The sequence below is a fragment of the Bacteroides sp. NSJ-39 genome (assembly GCF_014287315.1).
Taxonomy (GTDB): Bacteria; Bacteroidota; Bacteroidia; order Bacteroidales; family Bacteroidaceae; genus Bacteroides; species Bacteroides finegoldii.
In genome coordinates, this window is record NZ_JACOOB010000004.1 from 227,107 (window position 1) to 247,055 (window position 19,949).

Consider the following 19,949-nt stretch of genomic DNA (forward strand, 5'->3'; position numbering starts at 1 on the left):
CAACCATAGACCATTAACAGGTGACAATATTATTAATATTTTCTCAATTATCCGATTTTTATGAGGAAAAAGATACTAATATCAGGATAGTGACGCTATCTTGAACGGATACCGTCACTATGTTCAGTAAGGTAGTTCGCATTAATAAGTCAAGCGGATACCAGCCTGTATATTGAAGTTAAACGGATTCTCTTTACGTATGGTCTGCATATCCGAACCGTCATCAAAATAATAAGCAACACCGGGTTCTACATAGATACCCAGACGTTTCGTTGCGTTCACCTGTGCACCTACCGCACCGGATACCGAGAATTGCAGAGGTTTCACCGTTTCTTTCTCGGAACCGAGCTTTCCATAAACACATTTCTCCACCATACCTCCACCGGAAACGTAGAGAGTGACGAGTTTTTTATCAAGGAAATTCCAGTTGGCACGCAGCGGAATACCGACATAATGAAGTTTTTGTTCTATCTGCTGATCTTCACCCGCCAGTTTCGCATCCGAAGAAAGCAATGTGTAAGTCAATCCCGTTTCGAGAGAGAATCCTTTGGCCAGCCCTTTACGGACAGACAATCCGAAAGAAATAGGTTGATGGTGCTTAATGTCGACCACTTGTTTTGCCTGACGCAGATAAGGCACTCCATCTTCAAAAACCAATGTCTGATCGTTAGGTATCTCCATCAGACCGTTGGAAACAGAAAGCATACTCACACGAGACATATAAGCATGAGAGCCGGCACCGACTTCTGTGGATGCTCCGCCCGAATTTCCGACCGAGAGTCCCATGGACCATGTTCCTTTTTGAGATGCTCTTTTTTCTGCCGGAATATGCAGCTTGTCTCTGCCGGAAGGGCGACGCGGCCTGTTGTTCGGCCGTTCGGTATTCTGTGACTGTGTAGCCTGACCCACATTTTCACTGTCTACCTGCCTTGCTTCATTTTTCATCTGTTCCGTCTCACCTTTGAGCATCTGATCTTTCTCAATCACAGGATTATTTTCATTCCCTGTTACAGGTTCGTTGTTATTTTCTATTGCAGATTGGTCTGCATTTGTTTTCTGTTCTGTAAGATTCTTATCAATTTTCGCCAACCGGTCTTCACGAGCCACCGGTCTCAATACAGGTTCCACGGAAGAGCCCTGCACATCCGGTCGCTGCACTCCCGGCAACGCATCGGGCATAGAAGCCAATGCCGGAGTTTGCGTATTACGTATATGATCCGCAGCAGGTGTTCCCAGAAAATACAGGCTTACGGACGAGACAACGGCCAGTAATATAACGGCTGCAGCAACCATCATCCATCTTCGATAAGGATATATTCTCCTCTCCACAGGAGGCATAAGCTCTTTCTCCAGTTGTTCCCAACCGGAAGCAGGTACAGGCTCGGAATAATCCGCGAGCTTCTCCTTCAACTTATTCATCCACAATTCTTTCTCTTCCATCTCTATCTATCCATTATGCATTATCCATTCTTTTACTCTTTTTGCCAATACACTCTTCGCGCGAAACAGTTGCGAGGCCGAAGATTTTTCATTGATACCTAATGCTTGGGCAATTTCCTTATGCGACTTGTCTTCGAAGGTATAAAGGTTAAACACGGTACGGTATCCGACGGGCAACTCTTCGATAAACTGCATCAGCACTTTTTGCGGAATCGCCTCTACATCGGATGCATCCGGCTCTTCATATTCCTCTGGCAGCTCTTCCAAAGGTGTCGACTGATTCATCACATCGTTCTTGCGAAGATACTGCAATGCAATGTTGACCATCACTCTCTCCATCCACGCCCGCAGGGAACCTTCACCCCGCCAGGTGAACTTGTCGAAAGAATCGAATATCTTTATAAAACCGTCGTGAAGCAGGTCTTGGGCTGTATCACGATCGCCGGTATACCGAAGACAAATGCCAAGCATACGCCCCGAATACTGCTCATACAGTTCCTTGCGGGCACGGTTATTGCCTAGCCTGCATTGTTCCGACAACTCAAATTCTTCCATTCTCCTATACACGTGTTTACCTTATAAATGCAGCAAAGATAGAAATACTGCACCTAGAGAACAACTCTTTTTGCACTTTTGTTTCTTTAACAGATTCGAATGCAATATTTCCGTTCTCTACGCATTTCTCCAATACAAAGCAATAATTAATCAATCTAAAACCTAAGTATGTATATGAAGAAATTTAAATTCATTGCCTTTATCTTTGCTATTATGACCACTACGCTGATTCTTCAGTCATGCCTGGACGATAACGACGGTCCGGCCGACCTGCTGGTTATCAGCACGATCAACAAAATCAGCCAGGATAGCAAGGATTTTTATTTCACTCTCGATAACGGTGAAAAGATGTATCCCAATAATGGCCAGGAATGGAACAGTGCGGAATTTGCAGAGGGGCAACGCGCCTTTGTCATTTTTAACGAACTGGAAACTCCCGTAAACGGATATGACTACAATGTGCAAGTAAAACAGATTAATGAAATACTTACAAAAGATATCGTCGAGATGGATGACGATGAAAATACTGAGGAGAAAATCGGAGATGATAAAATAAACACTACTGATATGCGTATCAACAAAGATAACAAATATCTGACGATTGAATTCCAATACTACGGTACGCACAGTGCAGATAAAAAACATTTCCTGAATCTGGTAATCCCCAAAGCGGAAGCCGCTCCTACCACAGAAGACGGTAGCGGAAAGGATGAATATATCAATCTTGAATTCCGTCACAACAGTGAGGGAGACTATCCCCAGACTTTGGGTGAGGGATACGTATCTTTCAAGCTGGATAAAATCAAGGACCGGATGGAAGGAAAGAAAGGACTGAGAATTCGCGTAAATACCCTATATAGCGGCATTAAAACTTATGAAGTAAAATTTCCCTAATCTGCTAATCTAAAATGAAAAACACTCTTTTTTTAATATATTAATTACGCAAAGGAGGACGGTAGTTGTGAAACTGCCGTCCCTTTCTTTTTTATGAGTTATTTCTTATCTCCCAGATAATTCCATACGGCAGCGCTCAAGGCAGCTCCGACGAAAGGAGCAATGATGAATAGCCACAACTGCGACAAGGCCTCTCCTCCCTCAAACAATGCCGGAGCAATACTGCGTGCCGGATTGACAGAAGTGCCTGTAATAGGAATACATACGATATGCACCAACACCAGAGTGAGACCGATAGCAAGTCCTGCCAAATTACCTGCCCCCTTCTTCGAGTCGGTAGCACCAAGCACTACCAATACAAAAATGAAAGTAAATACCGCTTCCGCAATGAATGCCTGTAACATCTCCCCGTCACCAAAACTGTTCGATCCCGTTGCCGTAGGACCGTCATGGGCTCCGGTAGAAACCAAAGCAAAAAGAATAGCCGAGCCGATAATAGCTCCGATCACTTGGAAAAGCATATACATTCCTGCATCTTTTCCATTCATACGTCCTGTCAGAAATACCCCTAAAGTGATAGCAGGGTTAATATGACATCCCGAAATGCCTCCGATAGCATACGCCATCGCCACTACTGATAATCCAAAGGCCAAAGCCACACCTACCGTGCCCACACCGGCACCTACCGTTCCCGCCATACTGCCCGCAAAAACGGCACTACCACATCCCATAAGGACAAGTACCATTGTCCCGATCATTTCTGAAATGTACTTCTTCATAGTAAATCAAGATTGTTATTTGTTTATTTTTCAAAAATAAGCAATTAAGTCTGAAAATCAAAGTATATCTATACAATTATAGCTATCTTTGCAACATTTTTTAAACAAAGGAATTATTTCAAATGAAAAAAGGACTCTTTTATGCTATATTGGCCTCTGTTCTATGGGCTATCGTCAATCCCTTTATCAAACAAGGGCTGAGCTACGATTTCACTCCCATGAATTTTGCCGGACTCCGTTTCACGACTGTGGGGATTATCTTATTCGCATATACCTGGCACAAAGGAATGTGGCAGGAAATACGGCAACACAGCAAACTATTTCTGAACCTGGTGCTTATCAATATGTTTATGGGATACACGGCCTTTTATTTTGGCGTGGACTTTGTAAGCGGGGCCATCTCGTCTATCATCATGGGAATGACTCCCCTTATCAATGTATTGTTGGCTCATCTGCTCGCAAGCGATGACCGCCTAAACGCGCATAAGATTATCAGTCTCATTGTCAGCCTTATCGGACTGTTCCTTATCATCGGAATGGGAAGTGACGGCGAGCCGCTCGACTGGAAAGGAATTACGGGTATCGTGCTTCTGCTGCTTAGTATCATTTTTCAAGGCTATTCCGCCATCTCCGTTTCGGAAGATAAGGGAAAGGTGAATCCTATTTTCCTGAATGCCGTACAGATGTTTTTCGGAGGACTGCTTATATATATGGTAGGATTGGGCACGGAAGGTTATCATTCTTTCATCGGAAAGCCAAGCGGATTCTATATCAGTCTCGGCATTCTCGTATTTATCTCGGTCTTCGCCTTCAGCTTCTGGTTTATCGCCTTGCAAAGCAAAGGAGCGAAAGTCAGCGATATCAATATGTGCAGGCTGATCAATCCCATTCTCGGTGCAGTACTGAGTTGGGTTATGCTGCCGGACGAATATCCCACATTCAGTACAGTGGCAGGAATGATTATTATTGTCAGCTCCTTGATTATCTATTTCAAAGGAGCTGAAATAAGCCAATGGCTCAAGAATAAAACGGCGAAAGTAAGTTGATACGGCAAACACTGAGTTGACAGACTACAGTAAACACTGAACGGACTGCAACGTCAGCATTTCTTTAGGGACCGCTGATTTTATCTCTTCCTTGAGGACGCAAAGCAAAGTGTGGCGAACGAAATCTTTGCTTGTAGCCAACACAACCTGGCGTGTAGGACGCGGGATGGCGAACGGCCGCACTAGTTTACGTTGTTCTTCCGTCAACTGCACGACAGCCAGTTCGGGGATAAACGTGATTCCTTTTCCGTTTTCCACCATCCGCATGAAGGTTTCCATACTACCCAGACGATAGGCCATCTGACTGACTTTCACCGCTTCCATCTGGCAGAAGCGAACGAGTTGGTCGCGAAAGCAATGTCCCTCATCCAACAGCCAAAGCCGTTCACCGGTTATATCGGAGGTGCGGATAACATCATGTTTGAAGGAGGGTTCTTTCTTGGATACATACGCATAAAATTGCTCGTAAAACAATGTTTCTTCCGTCAGAAAACTATCCTCCAGCTTGCTGGCGATAATTCCCGCATCCAGATCTCCGGCGTGCAAGGCCTGCTGAATATCCTGCGTCTTCATTTCCGTCACCCGAATATCCAACTCCGGATACTTCTCCATCAATTGGGGGAAGAAACGCGGAAGCAGGTAAGGAGCTACCGTCGGCAATACTCCTAAACGGAATATGCCGGACAATGATTGTTTCTCTTCACTGATTATCTCTTTTACCTGAGCTGCCTGAGCTAAAATCACCCGTGCCTGATCAATCACTTTTTGCCCGATAGTAGTAGGGCAAACGGGTTGCACGGTTCGGTCGAACAGCTTCACACCCAGCTCGTCTTCCAACTTCTGAATCATGGCACTCAATGTAGGCTGCGTCACCCGGCAATATTCAGCCGCCCGGGCAAAATGCCGGAACTGATCTACCGCTAATATGTATTCCAATTGTTGTATTGTCATCTATCAAATTATTTAAAGTTATAGATTTCATCTATGCAAAGATAGAAATTTTCAGTTTGACAGCAAGCATTTTACGCCTTATCTTTGCAGTACAGAAAAAAATAAAACGAGTATAAATCATTAAAAATAAAATGAATATGAAAACTTTAGAATTTATCAAACTGAATGAATCGGGAGCAAACAACGTAGTAGCATCTTTGCAACAACTATTAGCGGACTTCCAAGTATATTACACGAATCTTCGCGGTTTCCACTGGAACATCAAAGGACATAATTTCTTCGTTCTCCATAGCCAGTTCGAGAAGATGTATGACGACACAGCCGAAAAGGTGGACGAAATAGCAGAACGAATCCTAATGTTGGGCGGAACTCCTGCCAACAAATTCAGTGATTATCTGAAAGTGGCTAATATCAATGAAGTGGACAAGGTGAGCAATGGTGACGAGGCTCTGAACAGCATTCTCCAGTCTATCAGCTATCTGATCGGTGAGGAACGCAAGATTCTGTCTATCGCTTCTCAAGCCGGAGACGAAGTAACCGTTTCGATGATGAGCGATTATCTGAAAGAACAGGAAAAACTGGTTTGGATGTTGGTGGCTTATAATAGTAAGTAATTGAAAATAAAAAAACTCTCGCTACAAATATTTGTGACGAGAGTTTTTTATTAGTATACATTTAAACAAATGATTATAAAATGTCCAATATACTAAATTATAATTGTTCAATTTCTTCGATCGCAAGTCCTGTATATTTAATAATACTGTTAACAGGCACTCCGTCATTCTTCATTTGACGAGCGATATTATACTGTTCTTCTTTTCTTCCTTCTTTTATGCCTTCTTTTCTTCCTTCTTTTATGCCTTTTTCAATCCCTTTTCTTGTCCCCTCCTCTAAAGCAATCCGGCACCTTTCTTCAGCCGCCCGACGTTCGTCTTCTTCCACAATCTGACTCACACTATAGCGGTCTACCGCTTTATCATAAGCGATACGATTCTCCTCCGACAGATTTGCTACTGCCGCCAATTTTGCCAAATGTTCAAACACCTGGTCTTTCAATGCATCAGGCATTCTACTCCAATTACTCATGTTCTTCAATGCATAAATTAATTTATCATATAAAGTATTACAATCCGCCAATTCTTTTGTAAAATAGGGAAACTGCAAATAGATTTGGCGAAAATGGGGATTTACCACAGCTCCCGAATCCTTATCCGAGACAACCGTATCCGTACGGAACTTTTCCTCCAATCCCGCTTCCTTGAAATTCATTAAGAAAACACCATAAACAGTAGAAAGTTGATAACGTTTTCCATAAGGAACAAATTCTTCTTTCACCAACATTCCATTTTCATCCCGATTCTCGGGTATCGGAATATGTTTGGGAAGAGGATTCTCTATCTGACGGCTCACGGCACGGCAAACATAATAAAGTGTACGGTCCAGAAAATGGCTATGCCAACGATTCTGCATTTCCACAATTATAAATTCACCGCTATCAGTACGACAATATAGATCATAAATAATTCCCTTGTCATGAACATTATCCGCACGATCCTCCTTATCCAGAAAAACAAGGTCCTCAATATGATGCTCTCCGGCAAGCAATTCATTCAGTAGAATTATAAGAAGCTCCTTACTGGCAGGCTGACCGAAAATTATCTTAAACCCTATATCTGTAAAAGGATTGACGTATCTAGACATATTACATAACTTTTGTATATGACAAAAATAGCACATATATTTGGATATCCATACATTGGGAGACTTTATTTTTCCGAAATACCTCCTGTTAGTATATAAACCAACATCGATTAAAATTAAAAAGAAGCCTAAAAGTCCCTTTATCTAACTTTTAGGCTTCACACTATTGTTTAAATATCTTCATTATAACTATTCAGCAGTATTATCAGGACAACGCACTCCTTCTACAAACCTAAGATTTCCCCAACCAGCAAAAGTAGCATTGTATCCATTACCAGTAAGATCGGTTACAACCTTAGCATTATCCTCAGCAGGTTCATTGAATCTCCAATAAGCAACCAACCCATCAGTTAAAGGATCCACCCAACATACGTTATTCTTCAAATCAGCAGCTGAACGGGCGACAGCCCATACACGTGCCTCGCTGACATACCCATTCATATAACGGTCATCAGCAGCTGATTGTCCAATATAGAATGCAGCATTTGCATCCTGCCCGTAAGCGTAGGTTAAATCAACAGTACCTCGTGTATCCGGAAGTTCTCCTTGTAATTCGCCATTAACATAAATAAACTTTTTACCTTGTGAACCATCATAAACACAAGCTAAGTGCACCCACTTATCATTAGGCAAAACATCTCTGGAATCGATAGCTGGACTTCCACCACTCAATTGCAGCTTCCAACCCTCTGTATTACTGCCTGCCGTACGCAAACAGAAGTTCTCTTCCAATCCCATAACAGAGAAGCACCATTTTCCACTTGTAGGTATCATCTTCTTAAAACGTACCCGAGCTTCAAACGTTACATTTGTCAATGCCGCGGTATTATATTTTGATTCTTTCCTAAAATCAACCTTAAAATATTCCCTACTATTAGACAAATCAGCCGCTTGTGTTATGATAACTTGATTAATAACGATGTATATAGTACGCGAGCCTTCTATGACAGAAAGATTCTTATCAGACACTCCCACAATACTTACCGGGAGCACATAAGTCGTACCCTCTTTCAATAGTTCGCGACTGATAATACTTAAACGTACACCTTCTGAAGAAATGCTTTTTCCATTTTCAATTATCAAGCTTGTATTTTCCAACTTATAAGATTTTTCAGGAAGTAATTCATAATTCTTCTTATACTCCTTATTAAACGATTCTACCAATTCCGGAGTAGACTTCATCATTACTTCCACATTATTCTCTATTGCATTAGATGAAGCAACCTTAATACCAATCACTGCCGGTAAATCATCAATCGTCAAATTAGCAACCGGAGATAATTTATCTGCTCCTACAATATACACTCCTTCATAATATTCCTGACTTTTCTGGCAAGACATCATTAAAAAGGAGAACAGAGTCAATAGTGCATATTTTATATTCTGTTTCATTTTTTTCAAATATTAATGTTCATTCATTATTCTGATAGCCTCACGTGTCCATTTGTAATTAGGATTAGAGCGGTAGTCATTTTCCATGTGATATGTACCACAACCTCCTTTACGAGTAGCCAATTTACCTTCATACATAGGAAGAAAACGTGCCATACCTTCCAGTGACGGTACTGTACCTCCCTCTCTTAAAGTATGCAAAACCCCTCCATTCACATATTTTCCACCTTCAAATGTCTCTGCAAAGATATACTGTTCTGGTTTCCAACCATTCCGAGCAGCATTATCAAAGCGACTCTGTAAATCAGAATACGATGGAGAATTATATGACTGCACAACACCATAATTAAAGTACTCAGCCAGTCCTTGTTTCAAATGATAAGGCACACCATCGATAATCAACAAGTTACGAGTTCCGGATTTTGGCCCAATATGCTTACCCAATGCTTTTACAAAAATTTCCATATTGTCCATATAGTCAGGCCACATAGATGAAGGTCCAACCAAAGGGCCATTGAACGGAACTCCCGGGAATTCTTGATATCCAGGCTCATAATCAAGGTCAATACCTTGATAACCATACTTATACATTGTATCAACTAATGCCTTGGCATATTCTTCTATTCCCTCCGAAGTTGCAATTTCATGATTCTCTCCAGACATAAATTCATCAGGAATTTTGTGAGCGAAGATCGTATATGTCACCCGAGTTCCTTTCACATCCTGCACATAACGCAAATCTTCTATTTGAGCCGGACTTAAATTCTTATAATCACCCCATATAGAAATAATATCCACACTATCAGGTACACTGCTCAAGAAGTTTATCATATCAGCAGAGTTAGCTGTCCATCCGCCAAACCAGCCAAAAAAGACTTCATGATCATTCCTAGCTTTATATGCTCTCAAATTTTCCCAATATTCTTCAGACATATTATCAGGAACTACTATATCCAAAGCTTCTATATCCGTATTGCACGATATAATCCCCGTGCCAATCATCACAGAAACAATTATATACATTAATAATTTCTTCATATCGTTTATTATAAATAATACTTATTACTATTTGTCTGCTAAATCCCACCATAAACGAGTTGCTCCGGTATCCGGACCGTTCAATAGTTTTATAGCCTTTTCTACTTCATCCTTATTCCCCAGATATTCAGAATAAGGGAAAGGAACACGGCGGATCTGTATAGAAGTACTAATAACACCGCCACTTTCGTTATTGACAATCTCATATATTTTAGGATATCCTGTACGACGGAATTCGCTCCATGCTTCCTGTCCTAATGGATACATTGCAATCCATTTCTGGGTAATAATCTGTTCTAACTGTTTTTTTGTACTGTTCGTATTCCAAACAACCGTAATATCAGATGGCGCAGGCGCGGAAGGGCTAGCCTTAAATCCAGGATATCTTGCCGGGACTTTAGTACTGACCAGATAATTTTCCACATTTTTGACTCCATGCTGTTCAAAAGAAGCACGTATTCCGGATTTATAAAGAGCCTCCGGAGTACCTTTCATATCCCATTGCTTTAAGGCTCCTTCCGCCCGTAAAAAGAAAACTTCAGCCGCAGTCATCCAGATGTAAGGTGTTCCTTGTTGTATATTAGGTTTAGACAACCCCTCGTCACCTTTAAAAATATCTCCATTCTTATGTCCATTACGCAACCCTCGATAATTGCCATTAGAAGACAACGCAAAAAACACAGCTCTACGAGGATCCTCAAAACCATTCAAATAAGCATCCATAGTGGCACCCATTACATCCTCTTCGTAACCTTCGGCACTACTAATACTGTGAATAGGATTGTTATAGGTAAACGAAAGGTTAGAATTGGACTGCATTGTCGGATTGTTGTCATTACTTTCAATCACCCCATACGGATGAGCAACTGCTGCTTCAGCTATTTTCTGAGCATCCTCATAAACAGCACTTATACGCATCGCCAAACGTAATTTCAGAGAATTTGCAAAACGAATCCAATTCGGGATATTACTATTAAAAATCAGGTCAAATTTAACAAGGGCTTTAGAACTCGGATTAGCCTGATCAAATTTAACCAAGATATCAATGGCATGATCAAGTTCCTTAAAGAATGATTCATAGATAGCCTGTTGTGAATCATAAGGGACGGGATTTGTCAATCCAAATTTCAAGTAGGGTAATGGACCATACATATCCGTAGCTTTATGCATAGCTTCCACCTTTACAATTTCACCAACAGCAAAAAGAACAGATGTAGAATCCACTTTCTGACGCAGAATATTCCAAGAAGACAAAAATTCCACAAACGCACTTTTAAAAGGAGCATCCTTCCATTCATCAGAAATAGCGTAAGTAGTACCATTTGCTCCCCCTCCCCAGTTCTGCGTTCCTGCAAAATATCCAGAATACATATTACCAAAAAGGTCCTCCGAGCGCTGAAACAAGTTAACATCTTCAGGAACTACCCTACGCTGCATCGTCGTGAGATAACTACCCCATAAATTGTCTTTGTCTAATTCTTCTTCCTGAATTTTATCAGGATCCAGATTAATCGTATCAGACATACAGCTTCCTAACAAAAAACAGGAAATAAGCATCAGGAAACAAATATGTGAGATATTATAGATTTTGTTTTTCATTTTCTTCTTTTTAAAAAATTAAAATCAAAAGTTAACTTTTACACCAAAACCGAAACTACGCAAACTAGGAGGCATAAAATAATCGAAACCTTGATAATAAGTCCCTGTATTAGCCGTAAGTTCCGGATCGAATGGAGCTTTATTGTAGAACATCAACAGGTTATGTCCCGTCAAAGAAAGAGAAATATTTAACTTTTCTCCAAACCATTTTGATGGAAGCATATATGATAATGACATTTCACGTAAACGAACATTGGTTGCACTATATACATAATGTGCCAGCAAACCGGTCTTACCTGAAGCAACAGTTCCATAATACTGTTCCGCATCCAGTTTTCCTTTATTCACCACTACACCTTTATTATCACGTGCATCTGCTGTTTGCTGAGACACTCCAAACTGATCCATCAGAGCCTGTGTAGCCGAGATAACTTCACCGCCAACACGTGCGTCAATCAAGAAATCAAGTTCCAGCCCCTTCCAAGAAAAGCTGTTTCTAAAACCTAAATTATATTTTGGAGCCGCAGAACCTACTTTGATGAAAGTATTTTCTTCTGCCGACACGCCCCCATTAGTAATAAGAATGTTTCCATGCAAGTCCTGTTTCAGTTTAGTCGCATAAATGTCAGACATACTACCACCTTCTTTCAAAATCATTCTATATGAATCAGCAGTGGCCACAGAAAACTCTGTCGGTGACTTTACGGTCATACCCGTAGTGCGGTCGGTTACATATTCAGGAAGTAATTCTTTAATCTCATTACGGTTCATTGAATAAATCAAGTTTGAATTCCACTGTACAGGTCCCAGATCTTGATTAAAACCAACACTCAATTCAATACCCCAGTTATTTACCTTACCGGCATTTTCATAAGCAAAAGCATACCCTGTACTAGGCGGTAGCTCATATTTAAACAATTGGTTATAAGTGTTTGAATTATAATATGTTGCTGCGATATTCAATTTATTTTGGAACAAGCGCAGGTCCATACCGAACTCGAATGCCTTGGTCATCTCCGGTTTTAAATGACTGGCAGGCGTAAAATTGGCACTTGTTGCATTACCATTCTCCAATGCTACCGTAGCATAAGGAAGGTATGCGCTTGGAGGATTACCAACTTGTGCATATGATCCACGAATCTTCCAGAAAGAAATGATTTTTTCCGGCAAAGGAAGTATTTCTGACAATATGACTGAAAGACCAGCTGAAGGATAACATACATATTCTTTAGATGTACCTACCAATGTAGAAAACCAGTCTATACGTCCTGTGACATCTGCATAAAGAAAGTTCCGATAACCGATTTCAGCTTTACCATAGATGGACTGTGTCTGGGTATGTAATTCGGATTTGTTATAATTACTTTCCGTAGAAGGTATATTACTCGGGTGAAAGAAATTAGGCACCCCTACTAAATTGCCTTCAAACGTATCCGATTTATATTTCTCATCATAAAAGCTCCCTCCCAAATTTACCAACAGATGATAATTTTCACCGAACTTCTTATCTACATTCACTAAGAAATCAAGATAAGTTGAAGTATTCTTATCTTCTTGATTCATATAATTTCCTTGAGATTTAGAGAATAACCCATCTGTAGATGCATACAGTTTACGTTCGAAATCAGTATAAGCATTATCAATACGGGCACGTCCGATAATATTAAGCCAATTGGTTATATTCCATTTCATTGACAATGAAATGATATAACGATCTCTGTCGGTATTGAACATATTACGGTTGATAATCCAATACGGATTTTGCATACCCAATCCCTGATTACCATAAGGCCAATATTGAGTCTTGAAATTTCTATCGGCATCATATCTTTCATAAACAGCATATTTATTTATATCGTCACTTGGTGGAAACAAATAAATTGGTACCAAAGGATTATAATACATACCCTGCCCATTACTGTTCTGATTATTCTGTTTAATATAGAATAATCCCATATCCATACTCAAAACATTCTTCACAATATCCCAAGAATTACGGAATGTAAAGTTGTAACGGTTGTATTTATTATTGTCAATAATACCCTCTGAGTTTACAGCTCCAAAAGATATATGAGTCTGATTAGTTTCCGTTCCGGTCGATACGGCAATAGAATTCATCGTATTGAAACCTGTCTGGAAGAAGTCCAATGGATTATATGTAGAAGGTTTCTCCAATTTATCTCCCCAACTCTTGAATTCACCTTCCTTACGTCCGTATGTATTCTGAAATTCAGGAGTAACGAAAGGTCTTGAGAAACTAGTGCTGTTAGAGTAACTTATTCTAGGCTTTCCAATTGCACCTTTTTTGGTTGTAATCAATATCACACCGTTAGCTCCTCTGTTACCATACAAAGCCGCTGCAGAAGCTCCAGTCAAAACTGACATACTTTCTATATCTTCCGGATTGATATTAGATATACCGTCACCATCGGCTACTTCAACAGACTCATAAAAATTATCGGATTGTTTGGTCCTTAACCCCTGCATTGGAATACCATCCAAAACATATAATGCATTATTTTCACCAAACAAAGATTTCGTTCCACGCATGACAACACGGGAAGAACCACCGGTTCCCGATGAACTCTGATTGATAGTCACACCTGCAATCTTACCGGAAAGACTATTTACAAAATTAGCATCTTTCACTTTTGTAATACCGGCTGCTTTTATTTCCTGCACATTGTACGTCAAAGCCTTAGCTTCTCTCTTGATACCCAATGCAGTTACTACCACCTCGTCCAGAGCTTGCGCATCTTCACTCAACACAATATCCAACGGGGTCGCATTTTTTACCGTTACCGACTGAGCTGCATAACCAACATACGAGAATTCAAGAATATCTCCAACGGAAACATTCAAAGAAAATCTCCCGTCCAAATCAGTCACCGTACCGTTAGAAGTACCTTTCACCAATACACTGACACCAATTAACGGCTCTCCCAAGGCATCTTTTACCGTACCTTTTATCTGAATAGCCTTAGCAGTCTGGTTAACTTTATTTGATTTAGACAATATTATTTGTTTATCAATCACAGTATACGATATATCCGTTCCTTTGAATATATCATCCAGAATATCAGTAATTTTTCCGGATTTACTTCTTACAGACACAATACGACTCTTTTGAATCGTCTCATCATTATAGAGGAATACGTAGTCAGAAGTCTCCTCGATTTTGTTCAGTACCTGTTCTACAGATACATTACTCATAGAAATGGCAATACGCATTCGTTGGGCGTAGCTATTTTCAGCAGAAAGCTGTAATACCACTAGGAAAAGTAGTGTAAGACTGATCCTCATAATTAAAGGAAGTTTTAGATTTAAAGCATATTTAGAACATAATGCAATAAATGAATGATTTTTTTTCATACATTTGCGGCTAACTAAAGTTTATTACTAAATGAACTATGGTTTGATTCCGGTTAGTGTTTGCAAGACCCCATACCGTGAATCTGTTTTCTGAGGAAGACAGTTGTTGGTAGCAACTTTCTTCCTTTTTTCATCTTTAATGCGTGTATCTCATAGGCTATTCTATTTTTAAAGGTTACTACTAATACAAATCCACTATAATTTTTTTCTTTGTAAACGTATCATCAGCTTGTTGCTGAGATTCTTCAATTTTCCATTTCATTTTTGCAGATTTAGCCATATAATCCAATATCTGCGACAAAGTCTCATCCCGGAAAGTAGCCCGATATCTATATTCTTTTTCACACCTATTATTATATTGAATATCCACATTGAAATGTCGTTCCAATCTCTTGAAGATTTCCTCTAACGGCGTATTTCTAAAAACTAACTTTCCATCTTTCCAAGCTATCTTTCCATAAACATCTACTTTATTCTTTACCGATTTCTGACTCTGTTTATCGTAAAGCAATTGTTCTCCGGGAGTCAAAACTATTGTTTCCCGATTGGGGGTTATCACATTTACTTTACCTTTCTCCAACACTGTTTCTATATAATCGTCATTTTCATAAGCGTTTACATTGAATCTTGTACCATAAACATAGACACTCAATCCATTCCGGGTATTTACATAAAAAGGACGTTCTTGATCTGCCTGTATCTCAAAATAGGCCTCCCCTTTCAGTTCTACACTCCGATTATCTTTTTTGAAGACCGTAGGATAACGTAAAGTCGTACCAGCATTCAGCCACACCACAGAACCATCCGGAAGCTCATAACGTATCACCGAACCGGTAGCAGCCGTAATTTCGGCATACTTTACTTCTTCTTCCGCTCCATCAAAATATAAATATCCCAGAACCAAAGATGTCATTAAAAGAGGAATAGCCAATAATGCCGCATATCGCATCAACTGACTATAAACAGTCTTTTTTCTTTCTATCTTATTTATATCAAATTTCGCTTTATGATAGGCCGCCAATGTATCGATGGACTCCATTTCTCTAATATCATCTCCCAATGCCTGTGCTTTGCGAAACAATGATTCCGGATTCATATTTTCCATATTTTCTTTTAAAATCTTTATCTGTTAATTGCAATTACATTTATAATACAATCAAAGCTTCCCAAAAGGGACAGGAAAAACGGATTTTTTTTATTTTATTTCCAAATTTCCCATCAAAAGAATAAAAAAAGAAATAGAAAAATTAAGGTTTAGCGATTATCTTATTATATATTTGCAGCGAAATGAAAAACAACAGAATCTCAAAATAATGAAAATATCTTTTCAAAAACAGCCTAAAGAACAGACCTTCAAGCAACTTTATGAAGAGTTTTATGCTCCATTCGTCCTATATGCAAAAAAATTTATTGATGATAAAGAGACACGGGAAGATATTGTTTCTGATGTATTTACTTCACTATGGGATAAAATAGATTCTTTTGATTTTCAATCGGACACAGCATTGGGATATATCAAAATGTGTGTAAAAAACAGCTGCCTGAATTATCTGAAACATCAAGAGTATGAATGGAACTATGCAGAAGTTGTTCAAAAGAAAGCTCCCATTTACGAAGTGGAACCGGACAGCGTATATACCCTTGACGAATTATACAGAATGCTGTACGAAACACTGAATAAACTCCCGGAAAGTTATCGCACGGTATTTATAAAAAGTTTCTATGAAGGAAAGACCCATACGGAAATTGCGGAAGAAATGAATCTTAGCGTAAAGTCCATCAATCGGTACAAACAAAAAACAATGGAGCTTATGCGAAATGAATTGAAAGATTATCTGCCCTTATTTCTGCTATTATTTGCAAAAATCTAATTCTTCATTGTTGTCCACCCCTACAACTTACACACTTTTTCCTGTCTCAAATGCCCTTCACCTTTTCGCTGAAACGCTTTGTTTATCAATATTTGCGGGTGAAGAGCAGCTCTTTCACCTTCTCCTCACCCATACAATCCGATAATATACTAACTCTCTATGTTTCTATTATAGTAGAACTTACTTTTCAATCCAACTAAACTTACTTTTGTTACAACCTAACTTGCTTTCTACTACAAACAATCTATAAACGAAGGTTCCGTTTTTATAAATGAAGGCTTCGTTTATATAAACCAAACCTTTGTTTTCACAAACGAAGCCTTTGTTTATAGAACACGTCTAATGAAATACAACTTTGTCTATACTAACAAGGAGTTTCTCTAATAAGGCACACGAAGTTATCCATTAGTCTCCCAGCAGTCTATTACCAATACAATAGACTAAAGCGACCGCATATTTGATTCGGATTCAAGGAAGGTGAAACAGCAAGTGAAAAGATTGCCCTTCACCCGCTAATTCCGATAAACAGGTCGATACAGAGAAAAGGTGAAGATCTTTTTTTATTTCATTCATCCTTGTGAGCATAACAATATCCACAGGAAAGTCTTTTCCCAAATACAAATTTCCGGCTTCATTTGTCTCATTTACACAAATAAAAACTATCTTTGCGTTTCAGAATCCCGAAAGACAAAAGAAATGAAGCAAATAGAAAACCTAAAAGAGCTTATCAATCAGGGGGATGTGGACACAGCGATTGAGCAATTGAACCAACTTCTCCTAGACACTTCTGTCGAAAACGAGAAAGATATTCTTTACTATTTACGGGGAAATGCCTACCGGAAAAAAGGAGACTGGAAGCAAGCGCTGGACAATTACCAATACGCTATCGACCTTAATCCTGACAGCCCCGCTGTTCAGGCCCGGAAAATGGCGATAGATATTCTAAACTTCTATCACAAAGATATGTATAATCAATAACCGTACTCAAAGATAACGTAATAAAATAAAGATTATGGCAAAAATCAAAGGAGCAATCGTAGTCGACACAGAGCGTTGCAAAGGATGTAACCTGTGCGTAGTGGCGTGTCCGCTCGATGTAATCGCCCTCAACAAAGAGGTAAACATGAAAGGCTATAACTATGCCTGGCAAGTGAAAGAAGATACCTGTAACGGATGCAGCTCGTGCGCAACAGTTTGTCCGGACGGATGTATCTCAGTGTATAAAGTAAAAGTAGAATAAAAGAAAAGAATATGGCAGAAGAAGTTGTATTAATGAAAGGAAACGAAGCCATCGCCCACGCAGCTATCCGTTGCGGTGCGGACGGATACTTCGGTTATCCTATTACTCCCCAATCGGAAGTGTTGGAAACACTTGCTGAACTGAAACCGTGGGAAACAACCGGCATGGTAGTACTCCAGGCAGAAAGTGAAGTGGCAGCTATCAATATGGTATATGGAGGCGCAGGCAGCGGAAAGATGGTAATGACATCGTCTTCAAGTCCCGGCGTCAGTCTGAAACAGGAAGGTATATCTTACATCGCAGGTGCCGAACTTCCTTGTCTGATTGTAAACGTGATGCGTGGCGGTCCCGGATTAGGAACCATCCAACCGAGTCAGGCCGACTATTTCCAGACTGTGAAAGGCGGTGGTCATGGCGACTACAAGCTAATCGCTCTTGCTCCGGCATCTGTACAGGAAATGGCAGATTTCGTGGCATTGGGATTCGAACTGGCTTTCAAATATCGTAATCCAGCCATTATTCTTGCTGACGGTGTGATCGGACAGATGATGGAAAAGGTTGTTCTTCCTGCACAAAAGCCACGCCGCACAGAAGCGGAAGTGATTGAGCAATGTCCGTGGGCTGCTACCGGAAAGGCTAAAGATCGCAAACCGAACATCATCACTTCTTTGGAACTGAAACCGGAAGCAATGGAAATCAACAACCTCCGCTTCCAGGCTAAGTATCGCCAAATCGAAGAAAACGAAGTACGTTTTGAAGAAATAAACTGTGAAGATGCAGAATATCTGATTATTGCTTTTGGCTCAATGGCACGTATCGGTCAGAAAGCCATGGAGCTGGCTCGTGAGAAAGGTATCAAGGTAGGTATCCTTCGTCCGATTACTTTGTGGCCGTTCCCTACAAAGGCCATTGCCGCTTATGCTGACAAAGTAAAAGGTATGCTTGTTACGGAGCTGAATGCCGGACAGATGATTGAAGATGTCCGCCTGGCTGTTAACGGTAAAATAAAGGTAGAGCATTTCGGACGTCTCGGCGGTATCGTCCCCGATCCGGATGAAATTGTAACTGCTTTGGAAGAAAAAATAATCAAATAACGAAACGATGAATCCCGATAAAATAAGAAACGTACTGAACATCCTTTTCATGATTCTGGCTGTTGCAGCCATTATCACCTATTTCGTTGTAGGAAAGGAAGATTTCAAAATGTTTATCTACGTATGCGGCGCGGCAATCTTTGTCAAGCTGATGGAGTTTTTTATACGGTTCACCAACAGATAAGGAGAAGAAGTTATGACTAAAGAAGAAATAATCAAACCCGAGAATCTGGTTTACAAAAAACCGACTCTGATGAACGACAACGCCATGCACTACTGTCCGGGCTGCAGTCACGGTGTGGTACACAAGCTCATTGCCGAAGTAATAGAGGAGATGGGTATGGAAGATAAAACGGTGGGAATCTCTCCGGTAGGATGTGCAGTTTTCGCCTATAACTATTTGGATATTGACTGGCAGGAAGCTGCACACGGACGTGCTCCTGCTGTGGCAACTGCTGTGAAGCGTCTGTGGCCGGATCGCCTCGTATTTACTTACCAGGGTGACGGTGATTTGGCTTGTATCGGTACAGCCGAAACTATACACGCTTTGAACCGTGGCGAAAACATCACGATTATCTTTATCAACAATGCCATTTACGGTATGACAGGCGGCCAGATGGCCCCGACTACACTAGTAGGTATGAAGAGCTCGACTTGTCCTTACGGACGTGACGTTGAACTTCACGGCTATCCATTGAAAATCACAGAAATCGCCGCCCAACTGGAAGGAACAGCTTACGTAAGCCGCCAGTCCGTACAATCGGTACCGGCCATCCGTAAAGCGAAGAAAGCTATTCGCAAGGCTTTCGAGAACTCGATGAACGGTAAAGGTTCCAATTTGGTAGAAATCGTTTCCACTTGTAGTTCCGGTTGGAAGATGACCCCGGAAAAAGCAAACAAATGGATGGAAGAACATATGTTCCCGTTCTATCCGCTGGGTGATTTAAAAGATAAAGAATAACGCTAAAAGTCAACAG

At 40.4% G+C, this 19,949-nt stretch carries 20 protein-coding genes; 10 read left to right on the forward strand and 10 right to left on the reverse strand.

The genetic code is table 11. The features are described from left to right. Window positions 1–141 precede the first annotated feature (141 nt). Window positions 142–1,440: an outer membrane beta-barrel protein gene (locus H8S63_RS06715; protein ID WP_186926242.1), complete on the reverse strand. Its 1,299-nt coding sequence runs from the start codon at window positions 1,438–1,440 to the stop codon at window positions 142–144. A 6-nt stretch (window positions 1,441–1,446) separates the two neighbouring features. Beyond that, window positions 1,447–1,980, reverse strand: coding sequence for an RNA polymerase sigma factor (locus H8S63_RS06720; protein ID WP_195544964.1), 534 nt, complete (start codon window positions 1,978–1,980; stop codon window positions 1,447–1,449). Here H8S63_RS06720 and H8S63_RS20300 point away from each other — a divergent pair. Continuing rightward, window positions 1,869–2,141: a hypothetical protein gene (locus H8S63_RS20300; RefSeq protein ID WP_368044774.1), complete on the forward strand. Its 273-nt coding sequence runs from the start codon at window positions 1,869–1,871 to the stop codon at window positions 2,139–2,141. The genes H8S63_RS06720 and H8S63_RS20300 overlap by 112 nt on opposite strands. 28 nt (window positions 2,142–2,169) lie before the next feature. Further along, on the forward strand, window positions 2,170–2,889 hold the full coding sequence (locus H8S63_RS06725; RefSeq protein WP_186926246.1) for a NigD-like protein: 720 nt from the start codon (window positions 2,170–2,172) through the stop codon (window positions 2,887–2,889). A 98-nt stretch (window positions 2,890–2,987) separates the two neighbouring features. Here H8S63_RS06725 and H8S63_RS06730 read toward each other — a convergent pair whose 3' ends face one another. Then, the gene (locus H8S63_RS06730; RefSeq protein WP_143868758.1) at window positions 2,988–3,668 is read right to left on the reverse strand and encodes an MIP family channel protein; all 681 of its coding nucleotides are present in this window, start codon (window positions 3,666–3,668) and stop codon (window positions 2,988–2,990) included. Between the two features lie 122 nt (window positions 3,669–3,790). Here H8S63_RS06730 and H8S63_RS06735 point away from each other — a divergent pair, with 122 nt between their 5' ends. After that, complete coding sequence (locus H8S63_RS06735) at window positions 3,791–4,714, forward strand: DMT family transporter (protein WP_007754063.1); 924 nt, start codon at window positions 3,791–3,793, stop codon at window positions 4,712–4,714. 24 nt (window positions 4,715–4,738) lie between these two features. On the opposite strand, the gene H8S63_RS06740 is transcribed toward H8S63_RS06735, so the two are convergent. Then, complete coding sequence (locus H8S63_RS06740) at window positions 4,739–5,665, reverse strand: hydrogen peroxide-inducible genes activator (RefSeq protein WP_186926248.1); 927 nt, start codon at window positions 5,663–5,665, stop codon at window positions 4,739–4,741. Between the two features lie 137 nt (window positions 5,666–5,802). On the opposite strand from H8S63_RS06740, the gene H8S63_RS06745 reads away from it, so the two are divergent. Further along, window positions 5,803–6,279: a Dps family protein gene (locus H8S63_RS06745; RefSeq protein ID WP_007754058.1), complete on the forward strand. Its 477-nt coding sequence runs from the start codon at window positions 5,803–5,805 to the stop codon at window positions 6,277–6,279. Between the two features lie 97 nt (window positions 6,280–6,376). Here the strand turns inward: H8S63_RS06745 and H8S63_RS06750 are convergent, their stop codons facing one another. The 6 genes from H8S63_RS06750 to H8S63_RS06775 all read right to left on the reverse strand — a co-directional run bounded on the left by H8S63_RS06750 (window position 6,377) and on the right by H8S63_RS06775 (window position 15,872). Next, window positions 6,377–7,366, reverse strand: coding sequence for a PD-(D/E)XK nuclease family transposase (locus H8S63_RS06750; RefSeq protein WP_186926249.1), 990 nt, complete (start codon window positions 7,364–7,366; stop codon window positions 6,377–6,379). A gap of 189 nt (window positions 7,367–7,555) precedes the next feature. Then, window positions 7,556–8,758 (reverse strand): DUF1735 and LamG domain-containing protein, encoded by a 1,203-nt coding sequence (locus H8S63_RS06755; RefSeq protein WP_186926251.1) that lies wholly within the window; start codon window positions 8,756–8,758, stop codon window positions 7,556–7,558. Window positions 8,759–8,770: 12 nt separating this feature from the next. After that, window positions 8,771–9,796: a glycoside hydrolase family 18 gene (locus H8S63_RS06760; RefSeq protein ID WP_186926253.1), complete on the reverse strand. Its 1,026-nt coding sequence runs from the start codon at window positions 9,794–9,796 to the stop codon at window positions 8,771–8,773. Window positions 9,797–9,823: 27 nt separating this feature from the next. Continuing rightward, on the reverse strand, window positions 9,824–11,395 hold the full coding sequence (locus H8S63_RS06765) for a RagB/SusD family nutrient uptake outer membrane protein (RefSeq protein WP_022275023.1): 1,572 nt from the start codon (window positions 11,393–11,395) through the stop codon (window positions 9,824–9,826). Window positions 11,396–11,419: 24 nt separating this feature from the next. Beyond that, complete coding sequence (locus H8S63_RS06770) at window positions 11,420–14,698, reverse strand: TonB-dependent receptor (RefSeq protein WP_186926255.1); 3,279 nt, start codon at window positions 14,696–14,698, stop codon at window positions 11,420–11,422. A gap of 250 nt (window positions 14,699–14,948) precedes the next feature. Then, complete coding sequence (locus H8S63_RS06775; RefSeq protein WP_186926257.1) at window positions 14,949–15,872, reverse strand: FecR family protein; 924 nt, start codon at window positions 15,870–15,872, stop codon at window positions 14,949–14,951. A gap of 208 nt (window positions 15,873–16,080) precedes the next feature. On the opposite strand from H8S63_RS06775, the gene H8S63_RS06780 reads away from it, so the two are divergent. From H8S63_RS06780 to H8S63_RS06805, 6 genes are all read left to right on the forward strand, one after another. Beyond that, a complete protein-coding gene (locus H8S63_RS06780) occupies window positions 16,081–16,638 on the forward strand; it encodes an RNA polymerase sigma-70 factor (protein WP_186926259.1) in 558 nt (185 codons plus the stop codon). A gap of 696 nt (window positions 16,639–17,334) precedes the next feature. Next, entirely contained in the window at window positions 17,335–17,616 is a 282-nt protein-coding gene (locus H8S63_RS06785) for a tol-pal system YbgF family protein (RefSeq protein WP_186926261.1), read from the forward strand. A gap of 34 nt (window positions 17,617–17,650) precedes the next feature. Next, complete coding sequence (locus tag H8S63_RS06790) at window positions 17,651–17,878, forward strand: ferredoxin family protein (protein ID WP_004297419.1); 228 nt, start codon at window positions 17,651–17,653, stop codon at window positions 17,876–17,878. Window positions 17,879–17,889: 11 nt separating this feature from the next. After that, window positions 17,890–18,972 (forward strand): 3-methyl-2-oxobutanoate dehydrogenase subunit VorB, encoded by a 1,083-nt coding sequence (locus H8S63_RS06795; protein WP_007757399.1) that lies wholly within the window; start codon window positions 17,890–17,892, stop codon window positions 18,970–18,972. 7 nt (window positions 18,973–18,979) lie between these two features. Further along, a complete protein-coding gene (locus H8S63_RS06800) occupies window positions 18,980–19,156 on the forward strand; it encodes a hypothetical protein (RefSeq protein ID WP_007757400.1) in 177 nt (58 codons plus the stop codon). A gap of 12 nt (window positions 19,157–19,168) precedes the next feature. Beyond that, window positions 19,169–19,933 (forward strand): thiamine pyrophosphate-dependent enzyme, encoded by a 765-nt coding sequence (locus tag H8S63_RS06805; RefSeq protein ID WP_007757401.1) that lies wholly within the window; start codon window positions 19,169–19,171, stop codon window positions 19,931–19,933. Window positions 19,934–19,949 lie beyond the last annotated feature (16 nt).

Excerpts from the sequence above, each read along its gene's own strand:
- H8S63_RS06730 (WP_143868758.1), bottom strand. The coding sequence starts at position 3,668 with ATGAAGAAGTACATTTCAGAAATGATCGGGACAATGGTACTTGTCCTT.
- H8S63_RS06740 (WP_186926248.1), bottom strand. The coding sequence starts at position 5,665 with ATGACAATACAACAATTGGAATACATATTAGCGGTAGATCAGTTCCGG.
- H8S63_RS06715 (WP_186926242.1), bottom strand. The coding sequence starts at position 1,440 with ATGGAAGAGAAAGAATTGTGGATGAATAAGTTGAAGGAGAAGCTCGCG.
- H8S63_RS06745 (WP_007754058.1), top strand. The coding sequence starts at position 5,803 with ATGAAAACTTTAGAATTTATCAAACTGAATGAATCGGGAGCAAACAAC.
- H8S63_RS06800 (WP_007757400.1), top strand. The coding sequence starts at position 18,980 with ATGAATCCCGATAAAATAAGAAACGTACTGAACATCCTTTTCATGATT.
- H8S63_RS06775 (WP_186926257.1), bottom strand. The coding sequence starts at position 15,872 with ATGGAAAATATGAATCCGGAATCATTGTTTCGCAAAGCACAGGCATTG.
- H8S63_RS06765 (WP_022275023.1), bottom strand. The coding sequence starts at position 11,395 with ATGAAAAACAAAATCTATAATATCTCACATATTTGTTTCCTGATGCTT.
- H8S63_RS06780 (WP_186926259.1), top strand. The coding sequence starts at position 16,081 with ATGAAAATATCTTTTCAAAAACAGCCTAAAGAACAGACCTTCAAGCAA.
- H8S63_RS06755 (WP_186926251.1), bottom strand. The coding sequence starts at position 8,758 with ATGAAACAGAATATAAAATATGCACTATTGACTCTGTTCTCCTTTTTA.
- H8S63_RS06790 (WP_004297419.1), top strand. The coding sequence starts at position 17,651 with ATGGCAAAAATCAAAGGAGCAATCGTAGTCGACACAGAGCGTTGCAAA.
- H8S63_RS06735 (WP_007754063.1), top strand. The coding sequence starts at position 3,791 with ATGAAAAAAGGACTCTTTTATGCTATATTGGCCTCTGTTCTATGGGCT.
- H8S63_RS06725 (WP_186926246.1), top strand. The coding sequence starts at position 2,170 with ATGAAGAAATTTAAATTCATTGCCTTTATCTTTGCTATTATGACCACT.
- H8S63_RS06770 (WP_186926255.1), bottom strand. The coding sequence starts at position 14,698 with ATGAGGATCAGTCTTACACTACTTTTCCTAGTGGTATTACAGCTTTCT.
- H8S63_RS06795 (WP_007757399.1), top strand. The coding sequence starts at position 17,890 with ATGGCAGAAGAAGTTGTATTAATGAAAGGAAACGAAGCCATCGCCCAC.
- H8S63_RS06760 (WP_186926253.1), bottom strand. The coding sequence starts at position 9,796 with ATGAAGAAATTATTAATGTATATAATTGTTTCTGTGATGATTGGCACG.
- H8S63_RS06750 (WP_186926249.1), bottom strand. The coding sequence starts at position 7,366 with ATGTCTAGATACGTCAATCCTTTTACAGATATAGGGTTTAAGATAATT.
- H8S63_RS06785 (WP_186926261.1), top strand. The coding sequence starts at position 17,335 with ATGAAGCAAATAGAAAACCTAAAAGAGCTTATCAATCAGGGGGATGTG.
- H8S63_RS06805 (WP_007757401.1), top strand. The coding sequence starts at position 19,169 with ATGACTAAAGAAGAAATAATCAAACCCGAGAATCTGGTTTACAAAAAA.